The sequence below is a fragment of the Tsukamurella sp. DT100 genome (assembly GCF_049844855.1).
GTDB lineage: Bacteria > Actinomycetota > Actinomycetes > Mycobacteriales > Mycobacteriaceae > Tsukamurella.
This window is the reverse complement of the sequence record NZ_JBNCLV010000006.1, coordinates 131700-150001: the sequence shown is the minus strand read 5'-3', so window position 1 is coordinate 150001 and position 18302 is coordinate 131700. Positions and strand designations below refer to the sequence as shown.

Annotated in this window: 19 protein-coding genes, 1 tRNA gene and 1 other RNA gene; 16 read left to right on the top strand and 5 right to left on the bottom strand. The window is 70.8% G+C overall.

The window, feature by feature from the left end:
- The first annotated feature begins 6 nt into the window (after positions 1 to 6).
- Entirely contained in the window at positions 7 to 210 is a 204-nt protein-coding gene (locus ACLQ3K_RS15970; RefSeq protein ID WP_336670758.1) for a hypothetical protein, read from the top strand.
- Here ACLQ3K_RS15970 and gluQRS read toward each other — a convergent pair.
- Both gluQRS and ACLQ3K_RS15960 read right to left on the bottom strand, forming a co-directional pair.
- Positions 199 to 1056 (bottom strand): tRNA glutamyl-Q(34) synthetase GluQRS, encoded by an 858-nt coding sequence (gene gluQRS, locus ACLQ3K_RS15965; RefSeq protein WP_426000671.1) that lies wholly within the window; start codon positions 1054 to 1056, stop codon positions 199 to 201. The genes ACLQ3K_RS15970 and gluQRS overlap by 12 nt on opposite strands.
- 9 nt (positions 1057 to 1065) lie before the next feature.
- Complete coding sequence (locus ACLQ3K_RS15960; protein WP_426000669.1) at positions 1066 to 2016, bottom strand: helix-turn-helix transcriptional regulator; 951 nt, start codon at positions 2014 to 2016, stop codon at positions 1066 to 1068.
- Between the two features lie 61 nt (positions 2017 to 2077).
- On the opposite strand from ACLQ3K_RS15960, the gene ACLQ3K_RS15955 reads away from it, so the two are divergent.
- The 7 genes from ACLQ3K_RS15955 (at position 2078) to ACLQ3K_RS15925 (ending at position 7992) form a co-directional block, all read left to right on the top strand.
- Positions 2078 to 2614 (top strand): DinB family protein, encoded by a 537-nt coding sequence (locus ACLQ3K_RS15955; protein WP_224647744.1) that lies wholly within the window; start codon positions 2078 to 2080, stop codon positions 2612 to 2614.
- 80 nt (positions 2615 to 2694) lie between these two features.
- Positions 2695 to 3723, top strand: a complete 1029-nt coding sequence (locus ACLQ3K_RS15950) for an ATP-dependent DNA ligase (protein WP_426000667.1) — start codon at positions 2695 to 2697, stop codon at positions 3721 to 3723.
- Entirely contained in the window at positions 3723 to 4808 is a 1086-nt protein-coding gene (locus ACLQ3K_RS15945) for a DNA polymerase domain-containing protein (RefSeq protein ID WP_426000665.1), read from the top strand. Before ACLQ3K_RS15950 ends, ACLQ3K_RS15945 begins: the two co-directional genes overlap by 1 nt.
- Positions 4809 to 4865: 57 nt before the next feature.
- On the top strand, positions 4866 to 5336 hold the full coding sequence (locus ACLQ3K_RS15940; protein ID WP_426000663.1) for a hypothetical protein: 471 nt from the start codon (positions 4866 to 4868) through the stop codon (positions 5334 to 5336).
- A 68-nt stretch (positions 5337 to 5404) separates the two neighbouring features.
- Positions 5405 to 6928, top strand: coding sequence for an esterase-like activity of phytase family protein (locus ACLQ3K_RS15935; protein ID WP_426000661.1), 1524 nt, complete (start codon positions 5405 to 5407; stop codon positions 6926 to 6928).
- Positions 6929 to 7003: 75 nt separating this feature from the next.
- Complete coding sequence (locus ACLQ3K_RS15930) at positions 7004 to 7354, top strand: ArsR/SmtB family transcription factor (protein ID WP_426000659.1); 351 nt, start codon at positions 7004 to 7006, stop codon at positions 7352 to 7354.
- Positions 7351 to 7992 carry an SRPBCC family protein gene (locus ACLQ3K_RS15925; RefSeq protein WP_426000657.1) on the top strand — a complete coding sequence of 214 codons (642 nt, stop codon included), beginning with the start codon at positions 7351 to 7353 and terminating at the stop codon, positions 7990 to 7992. Before ACLQ3K_RS15930 ends, ACLQ3K_RS15925 begins: the two co-directional genes overlap by 4 nt.
- A 4-nt stretch (positions 7993 to 7996) precedes the next feature.
- On the opposite strand, the gene ACLQ3K_RS15920 is transcribed toward ACLQ3K_RS15925, so the two are convergent.
- On the bottom strand, positions 7997 to 9469 hold the full coding sequence (locus tag ACLQ3K_RS15920; protein ID WP_426000655.1) for a PE-PPE domain-containing protein: 1473 nt from the start codon (positions 9467 to 9469) through the stop codon (positions 7997 to 7999).
- Positions 9470 to 9555: 86 nt separating this feature from the next.
- Positions 9556 to 10398: an alpha/beta fold hydrolase gene (locus tag ACLQ3K_RS15915; protein ID WP_426000653.1), complete on the bottom strand. Its 843-nt coding sequence runs from the start codon at positions 10396 to 10398 to the stop codon at positions 9556 to 9558.
- Positions 10399 to 10486: 88 nt separating this feature from the next.
- Here ACLQ3K_RS15915 and ACLQ3K_RS15910 point away from each other — a divergent pair, with 88 nt between their 5' ends.
- From ACLQ3K_RS15910 to ACLQ3K_RS15900, 3 genes are all read left to right on the top strand, one after another.
- Complete coding sequence (locus ACLQ3K_RS15910; protein ID WP_426000883.1) at positions 10487 to 10927, top strand: SRPBCC family protein; 441 nt, start codon at positions 10487 to 10489, stop codon at positions 10925 to 10927.
- 124 nt (positions 10928 to 11051) lie between these two features.
- Complete coding sequence (locus ACLQ3K_RS15905) at positions 11052 to 11765, top strand: hypothetical protein (RefSeq protein ID WP_426000651.1); 714 nt, start codon at positions 11052 to 11054, stop codon at positions 11763 to 11765.
- A gap of 79 nt (positions 11766 to 11844) precedes the next feature.
- Positions 11845 to 12498 carry a DUF6226 family protein gene (locus tag ACLQ3K_RS15900; RefSeq protein ID WP_426000649.1) on the top strand — a complete coding sequence of 218 codons (654 nt, stop codon included), beginning with the start codon at positions 11845 to 11847 and terminating at the stop codon, positions 12496 to 12498.
- A gap of 98 nt (positions 12499 to 12596) precedes the next feature.
- Here ACLQ3K_RS15900 and ACLQ3K_RS15895 read toward each other — a convergent pair.
- Positions 12597 to 12682: transfer RNA gene (locus ACLQ3K_RS15895), tRNA-Ser, on the bottom strand.
- Between the two features lie 61 nt (positions 12683 to 12743).
- Between ACLQ3K_RS15895 and ffs the strand changes: the two genes are divergently transcribed.
- The 5 genes from ffs to phoA all read left to right on the top strand — a co-directional run bounded on the left by ffs (position 12744) and on the right by phoA (position 18242).
- An RNA gene (gene ffs, locus ACLQ3K_RS15890) (signal recognition particle sRNA small type) lies at positions 12744 to 12838 on the top strand.
- Positions 12839 to 12872: 34 nt separating this feature from the next.
- A complete protein-coding gene (locus ACLQ3K_RS15885; RefSeq protein WP_426000647.1) occupies positions 12873 to 14159 on the top strand; it encodes an aminotransferase class I/II-fold pyridoxal phosphate-dependent enzyme in 1287 nt (428 codons plus the stop codon).
- Positions 14160 to 14189: 30 nt separating this feature from the next.
- Positions 14190 to 15494, top strand: a complete 1305-nt coding sequence (locus tag ACLQ3K_RS15880; protein WP_426000645.1) for a glycosyltransferase 87 family protein — start codon at positions 14190 to 14192, stop codon at positions 15492 to 15494.
- Positions 15484 to 16707 carry a threonine/serine ThrE exporter family protein gene (locus ACLQ3K_RS15875; protein ID WP_224647732.1) on the top strand — a complete coding sequence of 408 codons (1224 nt, stop codon included), beginning with the start codon at positions 15484 to 15486 and terminating at the stop codon, positions 16705 to 16707. The genes ACLQ3K_RS15880 and ACLQ3K_RS15875 overlap by 11 nt, the downstream gene beginning before the upstream one ends.
- A gap of 65 nt (positions 16708 to 16772) precedes the next feature.
- A complete protein-coding gene (gene phoA, locus ACLQ3K_RS15870) occupies positions 16773 to 18242 on the top strand; it encodes an alkaline phosphatase (RefSeq protein WP_426000643.1) in 1470 nt (489 codons plus the stop codon).
- Positions 18243 to 18302 lie beyond the last annotated feature (60 nt).

The following is an 18302-nucleotide window of genomic DNA, read 5'->3' as shown; positions in this document are numbered from 1 at the left end:
CAGCAGATGAGGAAGGTCTTCGGCGGCACCCGGGCGGCCCCGACGACGACGAACCGATCCCCGGGATGGCTGCGGGAGTTCGCCTCCGGCGTCGCGGCGGGCAACCTCGTTCGGCACGGCGCCGGCGTCCCCGGCGCGCACGGCTCGCGGATCTGCGAGCGGCCCCGCCTGGGGCAGGCACCCGCGGGGCGGCACGCGTCAGAGCGGTAGCGTCCAGGGCTCGCGCGGTAGCCGCGCGGGGTCGAAGCCGTCGAGCATCTCCTGCGGCGTGCGGCCCTGCAGCCCCAGGCTCGCGGCGAGCTCTGGCAGCACGACCGACGGCCCGCCGCGCTCGGCGAGGGTGACGGCACCGTCGCGCTTGGCGAGCCGGACGCCGGTGGGCCCCAGCACCATCGGCACGTGGGCGTAAGTCGGCGGCGTACCGCCCAGCAGGCTCGTCAGGTAGGCCTGCCGCGGCGCGGAGGAGAGCAGATCATCGCCGCGCACCACCTGGTCGATGCCCTGCGCGGCGTCGTCGACCACGACGGCGAGGTTGTAGGCGTACGTCCCGTCGCCCCGGCGGAGCACGACATCGTCGACGGCGCCGGTGAACTCGCCGTGCAGCACGTCGGTCACCGTGAACCGGTCGACGGTCGCGCGCAGGCGCACCGCCGCGGGCCGCTCCCGCCGCCGCACGTCCCGCTCGGCCTCGGTGAGATCGCGGCACGTGCCCGGGTACGCGCCTTCCGGGGCGTGCGGCGCCGACGGGGCGGCGAGGATCTCCCGGCGGGTGCAGTAGCACTCGTAGACGTCGAGCCGCTCCAGCGCGGCCGCGTAGAGCTCCGTCCGCGACGACTGGCGCACCACGTCGCCGTCCCAGTCCAGGCCCAGCGCGGCGAGGTCGGCGAGCTGGCGCGCCTCGGCACCGTCGGCCGTGCGCCCGGAGTCCAGGTCCTCGACGCGCATCAGGAAGTCCCGCCCCGTCGAGCGGGCGAAGAGCCAGGCGAGCAGGGCCGTGCGCAGGTTGCCCACGTGCAGGTCGCCCGACGGGCTCGGCGCGTACCGTCCAGCTGTCACCGCCCCAGCTTACGAGCGCACGCGCGCGAGGTTTCCGGCCCAGCGCGCGAGGTGCGCCGTCAGTTCCGCCGGCTCGACGACGGTGACCTCCGCGTCGAGCACGGCGATCGCCATCGCGGGCCAGTCCAGCGTGTCGGCCTCCATCCGCACGACGGTGCCGTCGGGCACCTTCTCGAGGCGCGCGTACCGGCCGATGAGCGGCCGCACGTGCTCGACGGGCGCGGCCACGTGGAACTCGATCCGGTGCGCGGGCGTGCGCTGGCCGACGGACGCGCGGACGTAGGCGGCGGCGTCCTCGGCGGGGAGCTCGCGTGGCCGGAACCGCACGCCCGTGCTCGACGGTCCGCTGATCCGGTCGAGCCGGAAGCTGCGCCAGTCGTGCCGGTACAGGTCGTAGGCCACGAGGTACCAGCGGCGCCCGAGCGGCACGAGCCGCATCGGCTCGGCGAGGCGGTCGGTGCGCGCACCGTCGGCGGCGGTGTAGCCGAACTCGATCCGCTCCTCCGCGCGGCAGGCCTCCGCGAGCCCGGTGAGGATCCGCGGGTCGACGGCCGGGCCACCGGTGAGGACGGCGGGCTGGGTCACGGCGCCCAGCGCCTCGACACGTTTGCGCAGCCGCGGCGGCATCACCGCGGCCACCTTGCCCAGCGCGCGCACCGAGGTCTCGGCGATGCCCGCGATCCCGCCCTGCGCGGCGGTCTGCAGGCCCACGGCGATCGCCACCGCCTCCTCGTCGTCGAGGACCAGCGGCGGCAGCGCGGCGCCGGCCGCCAGCTGATAGCCGCCGTCGACGCCGCGGGACGCGGAGACGGGGTAGCCGAGGTCGCGCAGGCGCTCGATGTCGCGCCGCAGGGTGCGCACCGACACCTCGAGCCGGTCCGCCAGCTCGGAGCCCGGCCAGTAGCGGTGGGTCTGCAGGAGGGACAGCAGCCGCAGGGTTCGGGAGCTCGTGTTCGCCATGTCTTTCAGAATTCCTTCAATTGAGGACAGAAACTGGCACTTGGCTCAATAGTCTTATCTCATGAACGAGACGCAGCAGACCGCCACCGGCGAACGCGCCGACATCCTCAGCCTCCTCGCCGATCGCCGGCAGTTCCTCCGCCACACGGCGGAGGGCCTCACCGACGAGCAGGCCAACACCCGCAGCACCGTCAGCGAGCTGACCGTGGGCGGACTGATCAAGCATTGCGCAGAAGTGGAGAAGAGCTGGGCCGATTTCGCGGAGGCCAAGCCCGACAACGCTTATGCGGACGTCGACTGGGAGAACCCCAGCCCCGAGGTGCTCGCGCAGTGGGCGGACAAGTTCCGGATCGCCGAGGGCGAGACCCTCGCGGGCATCCTCGCCGATTTCGACGCCGCGGCCGCCCGCACCGATGAGCTGGTGCGCACCCTCGACCTCGACGCCTCGTACGAGCTGCCCGAGGCGCCCTGGCAGCCCGCCGGCGTGTTCTGGACCGTGCGCCGCGTGTTCCTGCACGTCGCCGCCGAGACCGCGCACCACTCGGGTCACGCCGACATCATCCGCGAGGCCATCGACGGCCAGAAGAGCATGGGCTGACGGATCCTCGCAGCGGGACCCCGCGGGTGCGGGGTCCCGCTTTCGGGCGTTTCGTCGGTGCTCGCGCCTAGGATCGAGGCGTGGACCTCCCCGTGAACCCGCCGCTCGATCCGATGCTCGCCAAGGCCGCGAAGGCGGTGCCCGGCGAGGGCTACTCCCACGAGCCCAAGTGGGACGGCTTCCGCGCCCTGATCTTCCGCGACGGCGACGAGGTGTTCATCGGCTCGCGCAGCGGCAAGGACCTCGGCCGCTACTTCCCCGAGGTCGTCGCCGCCGCACGGGAGGAGATCCCCGAGCGCTGCGTGCTCGACGGGGAGATCGCCGTCGCCGTGCACCGCGAGGGCCGCAAGCGGCTCGACTGGGAGTCGCTCTCCGCGCGGATCCACCCCGCCGAGTCGCGCATCACGAAGCTCTCGGAGGAGACCCCGGCGATCTTCATCGGCTTCGACGCGATCGCGATGGCCGACGTCGACCTCACCGGCAAGCCCTTCAGCGCCCGCCGCCAGGTGCTCGTCTCCGCGTACGCCGGCACCGGGACCTGCAAGATCAGCCGCGTCACCACCGACGCCGAAGCCGCCGCCGACTGGTTCGAGCGGTTCGAGGGCGCGGGCCTCGACGGGGTGATCTCCAAGCGGATCGACGGCCACTACCTGCCCGGCAAGCGCGAGATGATCAAGGTCAAGCACGCCCGCACGGGCGAGGCGGTGGTCATCGGCTACCGTCCGCACAAGTCGCAGCCGAACGCCGTCGGATCGGTGTTGCTGGGCCTCTACCAGGACGGGCAGCTGTTGCCGATCGGCGGCATCGGCGCCTTCACCGCCGCCAAGCGGGAGGAGTACCTGCAGCTCCTCGAGCCCATGCGCATCGCCGACTCCGTCCAGGGCGAGCCGAATCGCTGGGCCACCCCGGAGAAGACGGGGGAGTGGGTGCCCGTGCGCCCCGAGCTGGTCGTCGAGTTCGACTACGACCAGATGGAGGGCATGCGCCTGCGGCACACCGCCAAGTTCAAGCGCTGGCGCCCCGACCGCGAACCGTCGAGCTGCGGCTACGACCAGCTCGAGGTCCCCGTCAACTACGACCTCGACGACGTCCTGCAGGAGGGTGAGTGATGGCCAAGGCCCCGGCAGCCGAGGTGATCGTCCCCGGGCCCGACGGTGACCGCCCCGTCCGGGTGTCGAGTCCGGACCGGATCATCTATCCCGCCACCGACCTCACCCCCGAGGTCTCCAAACTCCAGGTGGCGCAGTACTTCGCGGCCGTGGGCGAGCCGCTGCTCGCGGCCATCGGCGACCGCCCCACCGCCCTCGAGCGGTGGCCCGGCGGCGTCCACCCCGGCGGCCGGCTCGCGCAGGGCCCGCAGGACAAGGACGCCGACGGCTTCTATCAGAAGCGGATGATGAAGGGTGCCCCCGAGTACGCGCAGACGGTGCGGATCGCCTTCCCGTCCGGCCGCCCTGCCGACGAGCTGTGCCCCTCCGAGATCGCGATCCCGGTGTGGTGCGCGCAGATGGGCACCATCACCTTCCATCCGTGGCCGGTGCGCAGCGCCGACGTCGACCACCCCGACGAGCTGCGGATCGACCTCGATCCCCAGCCCGGCACCGACTTCCGCGACGCCGTGCGGGTCGCGGGCGTCGCCCGCGAGCTCGCCGACGACCTCGGCCTCCGGGCGTACTGCAAGACCTCCGGCAACCGCGGCGTGCACGTCTTCATCCGCATCGCGCCGCGCTGGGGCTTCGTGGACGTGCGCCACGCCGCGATCGCCTTCGGCCGCGAGCTGGAGAAGCGCGACAGCGGCGTCACCACCGCGTGGTGGAAGGAGGAGCGGGGGGAGCGGATCTTCGTGGACTACAACCAGAACAGCCGCGACCGCACCATCGCCTCCGCCTGGTCGCTGCGCGCCGTGCAGGGCGCCACCGTCTCCACCCCGGTCACCTGGGACGCGCTCGCCGAGCTGCAGGACCCGCACGAGCTCAACCTGTTCACCGTCCCCGAGCGCCTCGCCGACGGCAACCCGTGGGCCGACATGGACGAGGTCGCGCACGACCTCACGCCCCTGCTCGACCTGTGGGAGCAGCACCCCGTCGAGCTGAACTACCCGCCCGACTACCCCAAGATGCCCGGCGAGCCCCCGCGCGTGCAGCCCAGCAAGAAGGTCGCCGAGCACTGGGACGCCGAGGGCAACAGGCTGTAACCGTCGGTGCTGACTCTTCGAGACTTCTCCCTCGTCCACATGGACCGGGGTACCTACATGTGGGTCGACCTCAAGACGTTCGTGATCACGGCTGCCGCCACCGACGCCGAGCTGCTGGCCGCCCTGATGGCGACGTCCGCCTATCGCGACGACTACTGCTCGCCCTTCGACCCGGCACGCATGGACTATCCCGGCGCCTCGCGCCATGCCAATTGGTGGCTCGACCGCCTCGCGCCGTCCATGTTCACGCGAGTCGCGGCCGATGACGCAGTGGACACAGTGACGTCGTGGGCGGTGGACCAGGAGTGGAGCGACGGCTACACCGGTCCCACTGACGAGACCCGCGACACCCTGCGGGACGAGGTCCTCTCGCTGTTCGCCGGGGGCGACGTGTTCGAGCTCCGGCCGCCCGGGGACGAGGCCTTCCATGATTTCGGCGGCATCGTAGGCTGCAGCGGCTACCACGAGTTCGTCGTCATCGACCGCGGGTCGCGAGTGCTCCACCTGATCGTGGCTGCGGACGACTGATGCGTGGCGGGTCCCGCCCAGACGGCGCGATCCACGCACGGTTCATATGGGTCTGGTAAGCACAGGGCATGCGCTCGAACCGCCGCCTCGCCGTTGCCCTCGTCGCCGTCCTCGCGGGCGGCTCGCTCGCCGCCTGCTCCTCGGGTGGGGGAGACGACGCCGCCAAGCTCGACCTCAAGACCGGCACGAATTCGCCGCTCACCATCACCGCGGCGCAGCTCGCAGGCCTCGCGCAGGGCGGCGCGGTCGTCGACGTCAAGCCGACGGCCGACGGCACCGTCGAGGCGGCGAAGGGCGGCGCCCTCGTCTTCAAGCCCAAGGCGGGCTTCACCGGCTCGGTGGAGCTGAAGGCCGTCGTCTCGCCGGCGGTCGCGCTGTACTCGTCGGACATCCCGCCGCTCGCCACCGTCGGCGGCGTCTCCATCGACGGCAGCGGCTACGGCTCGTCGTGGACGCCGGTCCCTGGCGCGCCCGGCGAGTTCTACGGCCTCACCGACCGCGGGCCCAACGTCGACGGCCCGGGCAAGGACGAGAAGATCGCCGCCACGCCGGACTTCACCCCGCAGATCGGCCGGTTCAAGCTCGAGGACGGCGCCGCGGTCCTGCAGAGCGTCATCACTCTCAAGGGCCGTGACGGCCGACCGCTCAACGGACGTAACGACACCGCCGCGCCCACGGGTGAGAAGATGCTCGACCTCGACGGCGCCGAGCTCCCGCCCACCGACCACGGCATCGACTCCGAGGGCCTCGTCGCCCTGCCCGACGGCTCGTTCTGGGTCTCGGATGAGTACGGCCCCTTCCTCGTCCACTTCGACGCCAACGGCCAGGAGCTCGAGCGCCTCCTGCCCGGCAAGGGCCTGCCCGAGGTCCTCCGCAGCCGCACGCCCAACCAGGGCATGGAGGGCCTGACGGTGACCCCCGACGGCAAGCGGCTCGTGGGAATCATGCAGTCCGCCTTGAACGTTCCCGGCCTGAGCGGCAACGCCAAGGAGGTGCCTGTCACGCGGATCGTCGCGATCGACCTCGCCACCAAGGCCGTCCAGCAGTACGCCTACCTCCTGGACAACCCGAAGGACACCAAGAAGGCCGTCTCCGAGATCACCGCGATCTCGAACACGGAGTTCCTCGTCGACGAGCGCGACGGGAAGACCGCGCCCAAGGCGAACAAGACGATCTACCGGATCAGTCTCGACGGCGCGACCGTGCTCGGCGAGCAGAACCCCGAGACCATTGCCGGCGTGACCGGCACCGCGGAGGCGGAGGCCGCGCTCAAGGGCGCGGGCATCACCCCGGTCCGCAAGTCGGTGGCCCTCGACCTCAGCAGGCTGGTCGACAAGCTCAACCCCGCCGGGACGTTCTTCGGCCACGACAAGGTGGAGGGCCTCGCCTCGCCCGACGGCGGCAAGACGCTGTTCATCGCCAACGACAGCGACTTCGGCCTGGCCGGGATCGCGGGCCCGAAGACGCCGTTCCAGCTCAAGGCGAAGATCCTCGCCAACGGTCTGCAGGACAGCCTCGAGGTGCTCAAGGTCGACACCACCAAGCTGAGCGAGCCCACCGCCGAGCGTACGATCACGGTCACCGTCGGGTAGCGCGACCAGCCCTTTCCCGGATTCCGGGTATTTCATTCTTGACTTATATAAGTCCAAAGTGAAATACTCGATCTCGTGCACGCCTTCGACGTCCTCGGTGATCCCGTCCGCCGCCACCTGATCGAGCTCCTCGCTCAGGGCGAGCTCTCGGCGGGCGAGCTGAGCGACGACGTGCGTGCACGTTTCGGCATCAGTCAGCCCGCGGTCTCGCAGCACCTGAAGGTGTTGCGGGAAGCGGGATTCGTCACCGTCCGGCCGGAGGGGACGCGCCGCCTGTACGCGGTGCAGCCCGAACCCCTGCGGGAGGTCGACGACTGGCTGGTCCCGTTCCGGCACTTCTGGGAGCCCAAGCTGTGGGCCCTGGGGACCGAGATCTCGCGCGGCAAGAAGGCGCGCCGAACGGCTACCGAGAGGGACGAATCATGACCTACGACATCGACGATCTCGCCGCGGCCCAGCCCGCAGCGGTCACCCGGCGCGCCGAGGTGCGCGACAGCGGCGAGGGGGACGTCTACGTCTCCGGCTCGCTCAGCCAGACCTATCCCACCGACGTCGCCGACCTCTGGGACGCGGTGACCAGCGCCGAGCGCCTCCCGCGCTGGTTCGCGCCCGTCCACGGGGAGCTCGCCCTGGGCGGCCGCTTCCAGGTGGAGGGCAACGCCGCCGGCACCGTCCTCGAATGCGACGCCCCGCACCGCTACCTCGTCTCCTGGGAGATCATGGGCGGCACCTCCCAGGTCGAGGTCGTCGTCGAGCCCGACGGTGACGGCGCGCGCCTGACGCTCACCCACTCGGGCGAGAACGTGCGGGACTTCTACGAGCAGTTCGGCCCCGGCGCCACCGGCGTCGGCTGGGACCTCGCGTTCCTGGGCCTGAACGCACTCCTCACCACCGGGCAGGACCGCCCGGAGGACGCCGAGGCGTTCTTCGCGACGCCCGCCGCCAAGAACCTCGTCGCGGCGTCGGCGAAGGCGTGGGCCGAGGCCACGATCGCCGCCGGCGTGCCAGCGGATCGGGCTCTCGCGCAGGGCGAGCGGACCGCCGCCTTCTTCTCGGGCGAGTAGTCGCTCAGGCTGCGGACGCCGCCACCGTCGGCGCGTCCGCGGCGGGCTCGGAGGTCTCGGTCTTCGGCTCGGTCGCCGTCGGCGCCGTGGTCTTCTCCGTCGCGCTCGCTGCCGGCTCGGTGGTCTGCTCGGCCGTCGTGCTCGGCGCGCTCGTCCCGACGGTGCCGGTCGGTGCGGTCGTCGGGGACGGATCGGACTGCGGCTCCGTGGTCTTCGGCTCCGCGGTCTTCACGAGCTGCAGCACCGGCGACTGCTCCTGCGTCGTCTGCGGCGCGGAGGTCTCCGTGGTCTTCGACGCGGCCGTGTCCGCGGCGTCAGTCGCTGCGGGGGCGGTCGGCTTCGGCGCCAGGAACTTCGAGGCGTCGCCGGTGCCGGTCGTGGCCTGGCCGATGCCCTGCACGGCGGCGCCGATCAGGTCCACGCCGAGGCGCAGCGGGTCGATCACCGGGAACAGCCCGAAGGGGCTCGCGGCGCCGTAATCGCGACGGTCGTAACCGGTCTCGATCAGCACGCGGGCCACCGGCGAGACCAGATCGACGAAGGGCGTCACCAGTCCGGTGGTGCCCGTGGCCTTACCCAGATCCAGCAGCGGCAGCATGAGCGGAAGGATCTTCGCCGGCAGCGTCACGTAGCGGGTGTCGCCGCTGACCTGGCAGTGGTTTCCGGCGGTGCAGTTCGCGGTGGCCGCCTCGACGGCCGCGCGGACCTCGTCCGGGGTGTAGCCGATCGGCGTGGCGGACGGGGCGTTGGAGCCCTTGGGAGCCAGCATCTTCCCGTGCACGTACCAGAACCCGGCGAGCGCGTTCGCGGTCGCCAGCAGGTTCGCCGGGTACTTGGGGAAGTCGGTGACGCCGTCGTATTGGAAGCCCACGTCGGTGGTGTTGATCGGGCGGGTCGGGGTGCCGGTGTTCGTGGGGGTGCCGGTTCCGAAGGTGACGTCGAGGATCGGGATGTGCCCGAGGAAGGACGGCCGGGTGAACAGGCCGCCGTTGGGGCGGCTGGCGTTGCCGATGACCACGAAGGAGACGTTGTCGGGGATGCCGCCGTTCTCGGCCAGCTGCTTCTTCACCGCCGTGACCACGGTGCCGCCCTGGGAGTACCCGAAGATCACGATCGGGGAGTCCTTGTCGGCGGCGGCGTACTGCTCGTTCAGGCTCGTCACGCCGCTCGCGACCGAGTCGTCCCACTTCGCTCCCTCGAGCCCGCCCCAGCCCTCGAGCGGGATCGGCCAGAACTCGGCGATGTAGGGCACCGGCTTCGCGACGCAGGCGGTCGCCCCGCACGCGCCGGTCGGTTGCACGTAGTAGCCGATGACGTTCTCCTGGTAACCCGTCACCTTCGACGGGTCCTTCGTCCCCGTCCCGGGGACGACGAGCACCGTCGTGGCCGCCCAGGCGACCGCGGAGACGAAGGTGAGGGCGATCGCACCGAGTACTGCGACCAGGGCGTATCCGAGCTTGCGGGCGGTATCGCGCATGACGGGGCGACCTCTCGTGTTCAGGTTGCGCTCAGTTTCGCACGACTCGTCTCGTTGTGCTTGCGAACTCAATCGCCCGCAGGCGGCTACCGGTCCGCGGCCGCCAGCGCTCGGTTCGCGCGGTCGGGGAGCAGGTGCCCCGCGCCGGGCAGCAGGGTCACCGCGTCGTCGCCGAAGACCGTCCGCGCATGCGCGGCGGCCCGCGGACCGTCGAGCATCTTGTCCCGGCCACCGAACGCGGCGGTGACCGGCGCGGTGATCCGGCCCAGGGCCTCATCGGCGAAGACGGGCAGGCCGTCGGTGCGCGGCCGGAACGCCCGGAACGTGAGGTCGCTGAAGGCGGCGAGGTCGCGCTCGAGGCCCGGCTCGTCCGACGGCGTCCAGCCCGTGAAGTAGCGCATCGCGGCCCGCCGGCCGGGCGCGCCCAGCAGGCTCAGCAGGCCCGCGACCAGGAGCGGAGCCGTCCGGCGCGGCCCGAGCCCGCCCGGCACCAGCAGGCCCAGCGACCGCACGCGCGACGGGTGCTCGGTGGCGTAGTCCAGCGCCACCCAGCCGCCCAGGGACTCGCCGATCGCCGCGGCGTACGGAGCGCCCAGGGCGTCGGTCACGCCCGCGAGCCACGCGGCGTGCGCCCCGGGCTCCAGCGGCAGCCGCTCGACGACGGTGCCGCCCGGCTCGCCGGGGAGGTCCAGGGCGTGCACGCGGTGGGAATGCGCCAGCAGCGGGATCTCCGTCGCCCAGTTCAGCGACGTGCCGCCCGAGCCGTGCAGGAGTACGACCGCGGGCGCACCGTCGGGCCCGGCACTGAGGACGTGCGTCCCGTCGACGACGGTGCGCTCCACGTCCGGCAGGTACGCCGACAGCAGCCGGTCGTACTCGTCGCGCACCGCGCCGGCACCCTCGTCGCTGCGGAATCGGTCGTCGGTCATCGCATTCCCCTCGTTCCGCCCCAGTCTGGCAGCACCGAAGCCCTCGGGGCGCAGGACGGGACCGTGCTGTACTGGTCCCGTGTTCGAGATGGAGCGCGACCCGGCGATCGTGGAACTGGACCGCTTCGTGCCCTGCACGCCCGCCGTGGTGTGGCGGGCGCTCACCGAGCCCGAGATCGTCGAGCAGTGGCTGGTGCGGTCCGTCGGGCTCCGGCCCGAGGAGGGCACGACGTTCATTCTCGAGATCCCGTCGGATCCGCCCGGGGAGGTGTCCTGCGAGGTCACCGCCGCCGTCGCCGGCGAGCGCTTCACGCACAGCTACACCGACCTCCGCGCCGCCCGGCCCGCGCGCTGGATCGTGGACTGGCGGCTGGTTCCGGAGGGGAAGGGCACCCGTGTGGTCCTGACGATGTCGGGCTTCGACGTCGACGATCGACAGCAGTTGTTCGCCCGCAACGCCGCCGAGCGCGGTTACCGCAACACCCTGATCCCCAAGCTGGCTGACGCCGCCCTCGCCCTCGACGGCTGATCGCAGTACCGAACCAGTGGCCAACTCGTCCGTGGCGATGGGCATCATCGCGACGTCCGCGACGGGTCGAAGTGGGTGGAAGTCCCGATGCGTTCGCGCCCGCGGTCTCGATAGGTTCGCTGTCATGAGCGAGAGCCGTGTTCTGTTCGATGTGCTTATCCGACCGGGTGATGAGACCCGTGTGATCGAAGCGGTAACCGCCGCTTCGGGTGAATCGGCACCTCGGTTCGAGTTTGTGGACGCCGCCGCCGATGAACCTTCGCATGAAGCCCTCGCCGAGCAGTGGAAAGTCGAGCATCCGAACGAGCCCCTGAACGATCGACGAGTGCGCCACCTGGCTGCCGATGTCACGGAGGCGGATGCGCGGAAGATGGCAGAGTCGGTCCTCGATGTGATCTGCCCTCACGCGCGGGAGGAGGGTGCGCGCATCGAGCGCGGCGAGCGGTTCCAGGTGACCCCTGATGAGTTCCCGTGGTTCGCATATGTGTCCGTTGCCAGCGGTGATGTGGTTCCAGCAGATTCTCCGACCGTAGGCATCTCGGCGACGCGCGTCAGCATTGTGCGGTGGCACTGGGATGGATACCCAGGCTGGGTCGAGGTGGAGGTGACGGACGCGGACGGTCGGACGCATCGGATCAGCGAGAAGGTGCCCGTTCTGACCGCACTCGATCTGTATCCCGACACCCCTGCCTCGGACTTGCCTACCGAGTTGTGGATCGACGCGGACCTGGTTCAAGCCGCGGACGAGCGCGTGACGATTTCGCTGAGGCACGGGGTCGAGACGGTCGAGGGTCTGAGCGTGCTCACTCTCCCGCCGGCGGCAGTGCGACACATCTAGGCAGTTTCGCTCCGCGAGGTCGACGTTCCGAAGGAAAACTCATCGCGACGGCGCGCTGTCGCGCCATAGGGTTACGAGTGTGAACGGCTACGTGAGACCGTCGGTGCCTGAGCAGGTGTACCGCGACGAGTCGGGCGCGGTGATCGACTACGGGAATCGCTGGGGTGTCGAGTCCCCGCCCGACGACAGCTATACCCGCACGAGCAACCTGGACAGGTTCGAGCCCCTGCTGCTCGTTGCTGAAGCGCTCATCGACCACCTGGTGAGCACGTACGAGGTCACGAGCACGCCCTTCGATTTCGATGACACCGGATGGAACTGCTCGACGATCAGAGCATGGAGGCTGACACCCTCCGGCGATGGTCGGGCGTCCCTGCGGTTCCGTCTCACCGACTATCCGTCGGTGGAGGTGGATTCGGGGCTTGCTCACCACGTCGACTTCCCCAGGTGTTCGTGCGATGCGTGCGATGAGACGTGGGAGACCTGCGCTGAGGACATCGAGCACTTGGTGCTCGCGGTCGCAGCGGGAAGGTTCAACGAGGCGATCGAGTCGGACACGGACTGGGACGTGCCGGGCGAGAGGTGCACGGTCGGATACAGGATCGAAGACCCTGCCAGGGGAGCGTCCGAGGACGGCACGACCTATGTGGCGATGACCGACGAACGACGTGCGGCCGCCGCGCTCCTCGATGCCCGCCCAGACCGCCGGTGGCAGCCGTGGTCCCTGCGATGACCAGGGGCAGCAGGCAAGAGCGGTGGTTTTCGCCGGTCGATCGGGGTGGGAATGACTCAGGGGCGGCCTCCGATTGCTCGGAAACCGCCCCTGATCTGCGGAGGATAGGGGATTTGAACCCCTGAGGGCTATTAACCCAACCCGCGTTCCAGGCGAGCGCCATAGGCCACTAGGCGAATCCTCCGTGGACCACTGTAGACGAAGGCCCCCGTCGACCCAAACCAGCCCGGACCCGTATAGTGGTCCACGGACTCCGCGCGGCGTCCATCCTGTGAACTCCCCCAGGGCGGGAACGCAGCAAGGGTCAACGGGCTCTGGCGGGTGCGCGGAGTCCCCTTTATGTCCGGGCCCGAATTCCGCCGGAGGCGCATCCGATGTCCACGTACGTGTCCCTGAGTCAGTCCGAACTCGCCGACGTCCACGCGAAGCTGACGGGGCTGTTCGAGACGCTGAAGGCGCAGGGGCTGAAGCTGGACCTCACCCGCGGCAAGCCCGCCCCCGACCAGCTGGACCTGTCGAACGCGCTGCTCGCGCTGCCCGGCGAGGGCGACTACCGCGCCGCCGACGGCACCGACACCCGCAACTACGGCGGCCTCGCCGGCCTGCCCGAGCTGCGCGCCATCTTCGGTGAGCTGCTCGGCATCCCCGTCGCGAACCTGTACGCGCAGAACAACTCCAGCCTGGAGATCATGCACCGCCTGATCACCCTGGCGTGGATCCACGGCACCGTCGACGGCGAGCGCCCGTGGGGCGCCGAGGAGACGGTGAAGTTCCTCTGCCCCGCGCCCGGCTACGACCGGCACTTCGCGATCACCGCCGAGTTCGGCATCGAGATGATCGTGGTGCCGCTCAACCCCGACGGCCCCGACATGGCGGTCGTCAAGGAGCTCGTCGCGAACGATCCCGCGATCAAGGGCATCTGGGCCGTGCCGAAGTTCTCCAACCCGACGGGCTCGGTGTTCTCCGAGGAGGTCACCCGCGAGCTGGCGTCGATGCCGACCGCCGCGCCCGATTTCCGGATCTTCTGGGACAACGCCTACGCCGTGCACGCCCTGGTGGGCGACGCACCGTCGGACCCCGACATCCTGGGCCTGGCCGCCGAGGCCGGCCACCCGAACCGGCCGTACGTGCTGGCCAGCACCTCGAAGATCACCTTCGCGGGCGCCGGCGTCAGCTTCTTCGGCGCCTCCGCCGAGAACCTGGCCTGGTACGGCAAGTACACGGGCCTGACCTCGATCGGCCCGGACAAGGTCAACCAGCTGCGGCACGCCCGGTTCTTCGGCGACGCCGAGGGCGTGCGCGCGCACATGCGCAAGCACCGCGACCTCATCGCGCCCAAGTTCGCGCGCGTCCTGGAGATCCTCGAGGACCGGCTCGGGGCGGCGAAGGTCGCGTCCTGGAGCGAGCCGACGGGCGGCTACTTCATCAGCCTCGACGTGCTCGACGGGACGGCGAAGCGGACCATCGCACTGGCGAAGGAGGCGGGCATCGCCCTGACCGCCGCCGGCGCCACCTTCCCGCACGGCGAGGACCCGCACGACCGCAACATCCGGCTCGCGCCGACCTTCCCGTCCATCGCGGAGCTTGAGACCGCAATGGACGGCGTGGCGACCTGTGTACTCTTGGCTTCTGCTGAAAAGCTGATGTCGCAGCCCGAATAGGGGCCGCGCCTGAGCAGGAGGATCGCGCCGGTGGCGGACGAGAACAGCCGGCGGTTCCCCCGGCAGTGGTGGGTGCTGGCCCTCTTCGCGGTGTCCGCGGGCGTGGCCGTCTGGCAGCAGTTCGTCCGGATCCCGTTCTCCACGCCGATGTACGGGCTGTTCCACAACCAGATCGACGCCGAGGTCTACCGCAAGGGCGGCGAGATCGTCGCGCACGGGGGCGACGGGCTGTACGACGGTCCGCTGCTCAACGAGATCCTGCCCTTCACCTACACCCCGTTCGCCGGTGTGCTGTTCGTGCCGCTGAGCTGGATGTCGACCGACGTGCTGCGGTGGGTGTGGTCCATCGCCGTGATGCTGGCGCTGTTCGCCTGCATCCTCATCGCCTTCCGGCTGGTCGGCTTCGTGCGCGACGGCCGGGTCTGGTTCGCCGCGATCTGCCTGACGCTGGTCGCGACGGTGCTCGAGCCGGTCCGAACCACGCTGTGGTTCGGCCAGATCAACGTCTTCCTCATGCTGCTCCTGCTGTGGGACCTCGGCCGGCCCCCGGGCGCGCGGTTCAAGGGCTTCAGCATCGGCATCGCCGCCGGCATCAAGCTCACGCCGCTGTTCTTCCTCGCCTACCTCGTCGTAACCCGGCAGTGGCGCGAGTCCCGCACGGCTCTGGCGACGCTGGCCGGCACCGTCGTGATCGGTTTCATCGTGATCCCGCAGCAGTCGTGGCAGTACTGGTCGGGCACGTTCCTCGACGCGAACCGCGTGGGCGAGCCGAACCAGGTGGGCAACCAGTCCATCAACGGTCTCATCGCCTACCTCACCAACGCGGAGAAGCCGTCGACGGTCGTCTGGCTGGCGGTCGCCGTGCCCGCGGCCCTCGCGGGCCTCGCGGTCGCGGCCTGGGCGTACCGGCGTGGGGTGGTGCTGCTCGCGGTCACCGTCGTCGGGCTCACGGCGTGCGCGGTCTCGCCCTTCTCGTGGGGCCACCACTGGGTGTGGATCGTGCCGCTGCTGGTGCTCCTCCTCGCCCTGGCGATGCTCACCGACGACCCGCGCCGGCGGGTGCTCGCGCTGGTCGCGGCCGCCGGACTCGTCGCCGCGACCTTCATCTGGGTCACCTACTTCCCGACGCTGCAGCCGACGGGGGTCGACGACGTCCACGACACTTACGCGATCGGCATCTTCCTGCGGCCGATGGACAACCCGGTGCTCAAGGCCCTCGCGGGCGGGGCCTACGTGTGGATCTTCGTCGCGACCCTGATCGGATCGGCCTGGTACCTGCGGAGCACGGACGGGTCCGTGCCGGCGAGCGCGGAGCCGGCCGCCCGTGCAGCCTGACCGGGTCGAGGACGACCGCCGCCTGCTCGCCTACCTCGGCGCCGCGATGATCGCGGGCGGCCAGCCCGTGCACGAGGTCGAGGACGAGCTCAAGAGCGTCGCCACCGCGATGGGGCACCCGCTCGCGCAGATCGGCGCCACCCCCACCGGGCTCACGCTGGGCCTGGAGCCGGGCGCCGCCGCGACCTTCGAGTCCGTCGACGGGCCGATGCGGCTCGACCAGTCGGCCGTCGTCGCCGACGTGCGCAGGGGCCTCGTCGCCCGGACGCTCTCCGTCGACGAGGCCTTCGCGCGACTCGGCACCCTGCGCTCGCTGCCGCACCACTACCCCCAGTGGGTGCAGGACGTCTCGTGGCCGGTGATCGCCGTCGGCATCGCGATGCTGCTGCAGCCCGGCTGGCCCAACATCGCGGCCGCGGCGATCGGCGGTGTCGTCGTGATGCTGTTGGTCAAGCTGGCCGGCCGGGTGCGGCTGGCCGCGACGCTGTTGCCCACGATCGCCGCCTTCACGGTGGGCGCGGGGGTCTTCGCGGCCGCGCAGGCGGGCTGGCTCGACGGTCCGCTGCGCACCCTCCTCGCGCCGCTCGCGGTTCTGCTTCCGGGCGCCCTCATGGTGACGGGGATGTCGGAGCTCGCGGCCGGCGCGATGGTCGCGGGCAGCGCCCGCCTCACCTTCGGGACCGTCCAGCTGCTGATGTTCTCGCTGGGCATCCTCGCCGCGACGACCGCGCTGGGCGTCGGGCCGGAGCTGATGGTCAACGAGCGGGTGAACCAGCTCGGCTGGTGGGGCCCGCCCGTCGGGCTCGCGCTGATCTGCGTGGGCGTGTGCCTCAACGAGGGCGCGTCGATGCGGCTGTTCCCGGCGATCGGCCTCGTGGTGGCGGCCGCGTTCGGGGCGCAGCTCGCGGGGCAGCACGTCTCCGGCGCCGTGCTCGGCGGCTTCCTCGGGGCGATCGCGGGCAGCCTCGGCGCCTCGCTGGTCGCGTACGTGCGGCCGCAGTTGCCGCGTCTGGTGGTCTTCCTGCCGGCGTTCTGGGTGCTGGTGCCGGGCAGCCTCGGGTTGCTGTCCGTCACGTCGGTGGGGATCGATCCCGAACAGGGCGCGCGTACCGTCGTGGACGTGGCGGCCGTGATCTGCGCCCTCGCCCTCGGCCTGCTGTTCGGCTCGGCGCTCGCGCAGGCGATGATCGGGCGCGCCGAGCGGGTTCGTTAGCCGCGATCACGGAAAGTTCACCCGCGCATGGACTTATGTTCACATGCGCATGTTTCGCTGCAGCAATGACGAATCTCGGTAGGGGCAAGGCTCGGACGGCGCTCGCCGTCAGCGCGGTGGCGGTTCTCGGCGTGGTCGGCGCGTGCGGGAGCAACGACGGTGGCCCCGGCACGTCCGGCGACACGGCCTCGAAGGTGGAGATCAACCGCCAGGCCGCGGGCGACATCACCACGCACGGCGGCGCTAAGCGCCTGGCCGGCGACCAGACGCAGGCCATCGCCGAGTCCATCCAGCGCTCCAAGGCCAAGAACGTGATCCTCGTGATCGGCGACGGCACCGCCAACCAGGAGCTGACCCTCGCCCGGGACTACCAGTGGGGCGCGGGCGGGAAGATCCCCGGCATCGACGAGCTGCCGCTGTCGGGCGACTACACCACGTACGCGCTGGACAAGACGACGAAGAAGCCCGACTACACCACCGATTCCGCCGCGTCCGGCACCGCGTGGTCCACCGGCACCAAGACCTACAACGGCGCCGTCGGCGTCGACGTGAACGGCAAGCCGCAGCGTTCGATCCTCGAGATCGCCCGGGCCAACGGCCGCAAGACCGGCAACGTCACCACCACCGAGCTGCAGGACGCCACCCCCGCCGTGCAGGTCGCGCACGTGGCCCAGCGCAAGTGCTACGGCCCCGTCGCCACCAAGGAGAAGTGCAGCTCGGACGCGCTGGAGAACGGCGGCCTCGGGTCGATCACGGAGCAGCTGATCGCGGCCCGTGCCGACGTCACCCTCGGCGGCGGCTGGAAGACCTTCCAGGAGACCGCGACCGGCGGCGAGTACCGGGACAAGACGCTCGAGGCGCAGGCCAAGGAGCGCGGCTACCAGATCGTGCGGTCGGGCTCCGAGCTCGACGCGATCAGCACCGCGAACCAGGACAAGCCGGTGCTCGGCGTCTTCGCCGACGGCAACCTCCCGCGCCTGTGGGACAAGGCCACCGCCACCAAGGACGGCGGCCGAGAGCCCGCCGTCACCTGCGCGCCCAACCCCGCCTTCGGCGCCACCCCGAAGCTCGCGTCGATGACGAAGAAGGCCATCGACCTGCTCAAGGGCGACAAGGGCTTCTTCCTCCAGGTGGAATCCGGATCCGTCGACAAGGCCAACCACGACGCCGACCCCTGCGGCCAGATCGGCGAGACGGTCCAGCTCTCCGAGGCGGTCACCGCGGCGCTCGAGTTCGCCAAGCAGGACAAGGACACCCTCGTCATCGTCACCGGCGATCACGCGCACACCAGCCAGATCATCGAGGCGGGCACCGTCACGCCCGGCCTGACCCGCACGCTGAACACGAAGGACGGCGGCCTGCTCACCGTCAACTACGGCACCTCGCTCGAGCCGGGCGAGGAGCAGCACACCGGCGGCCAGGTCCGCATCGCCGCGTACGGCCCCGGCGCCGCCAACGTCGTCGGCCTCACCGACCAGACCGACCCGTTCTTCTACATCACGGATGTCCTGGGCCTGGACCGCGACAAGAAGTAGCACCACCGACTGTGCGGCGGCCCGGATTCCTTCCGGGTCGCCGCACGCGGCTTTCGCCCT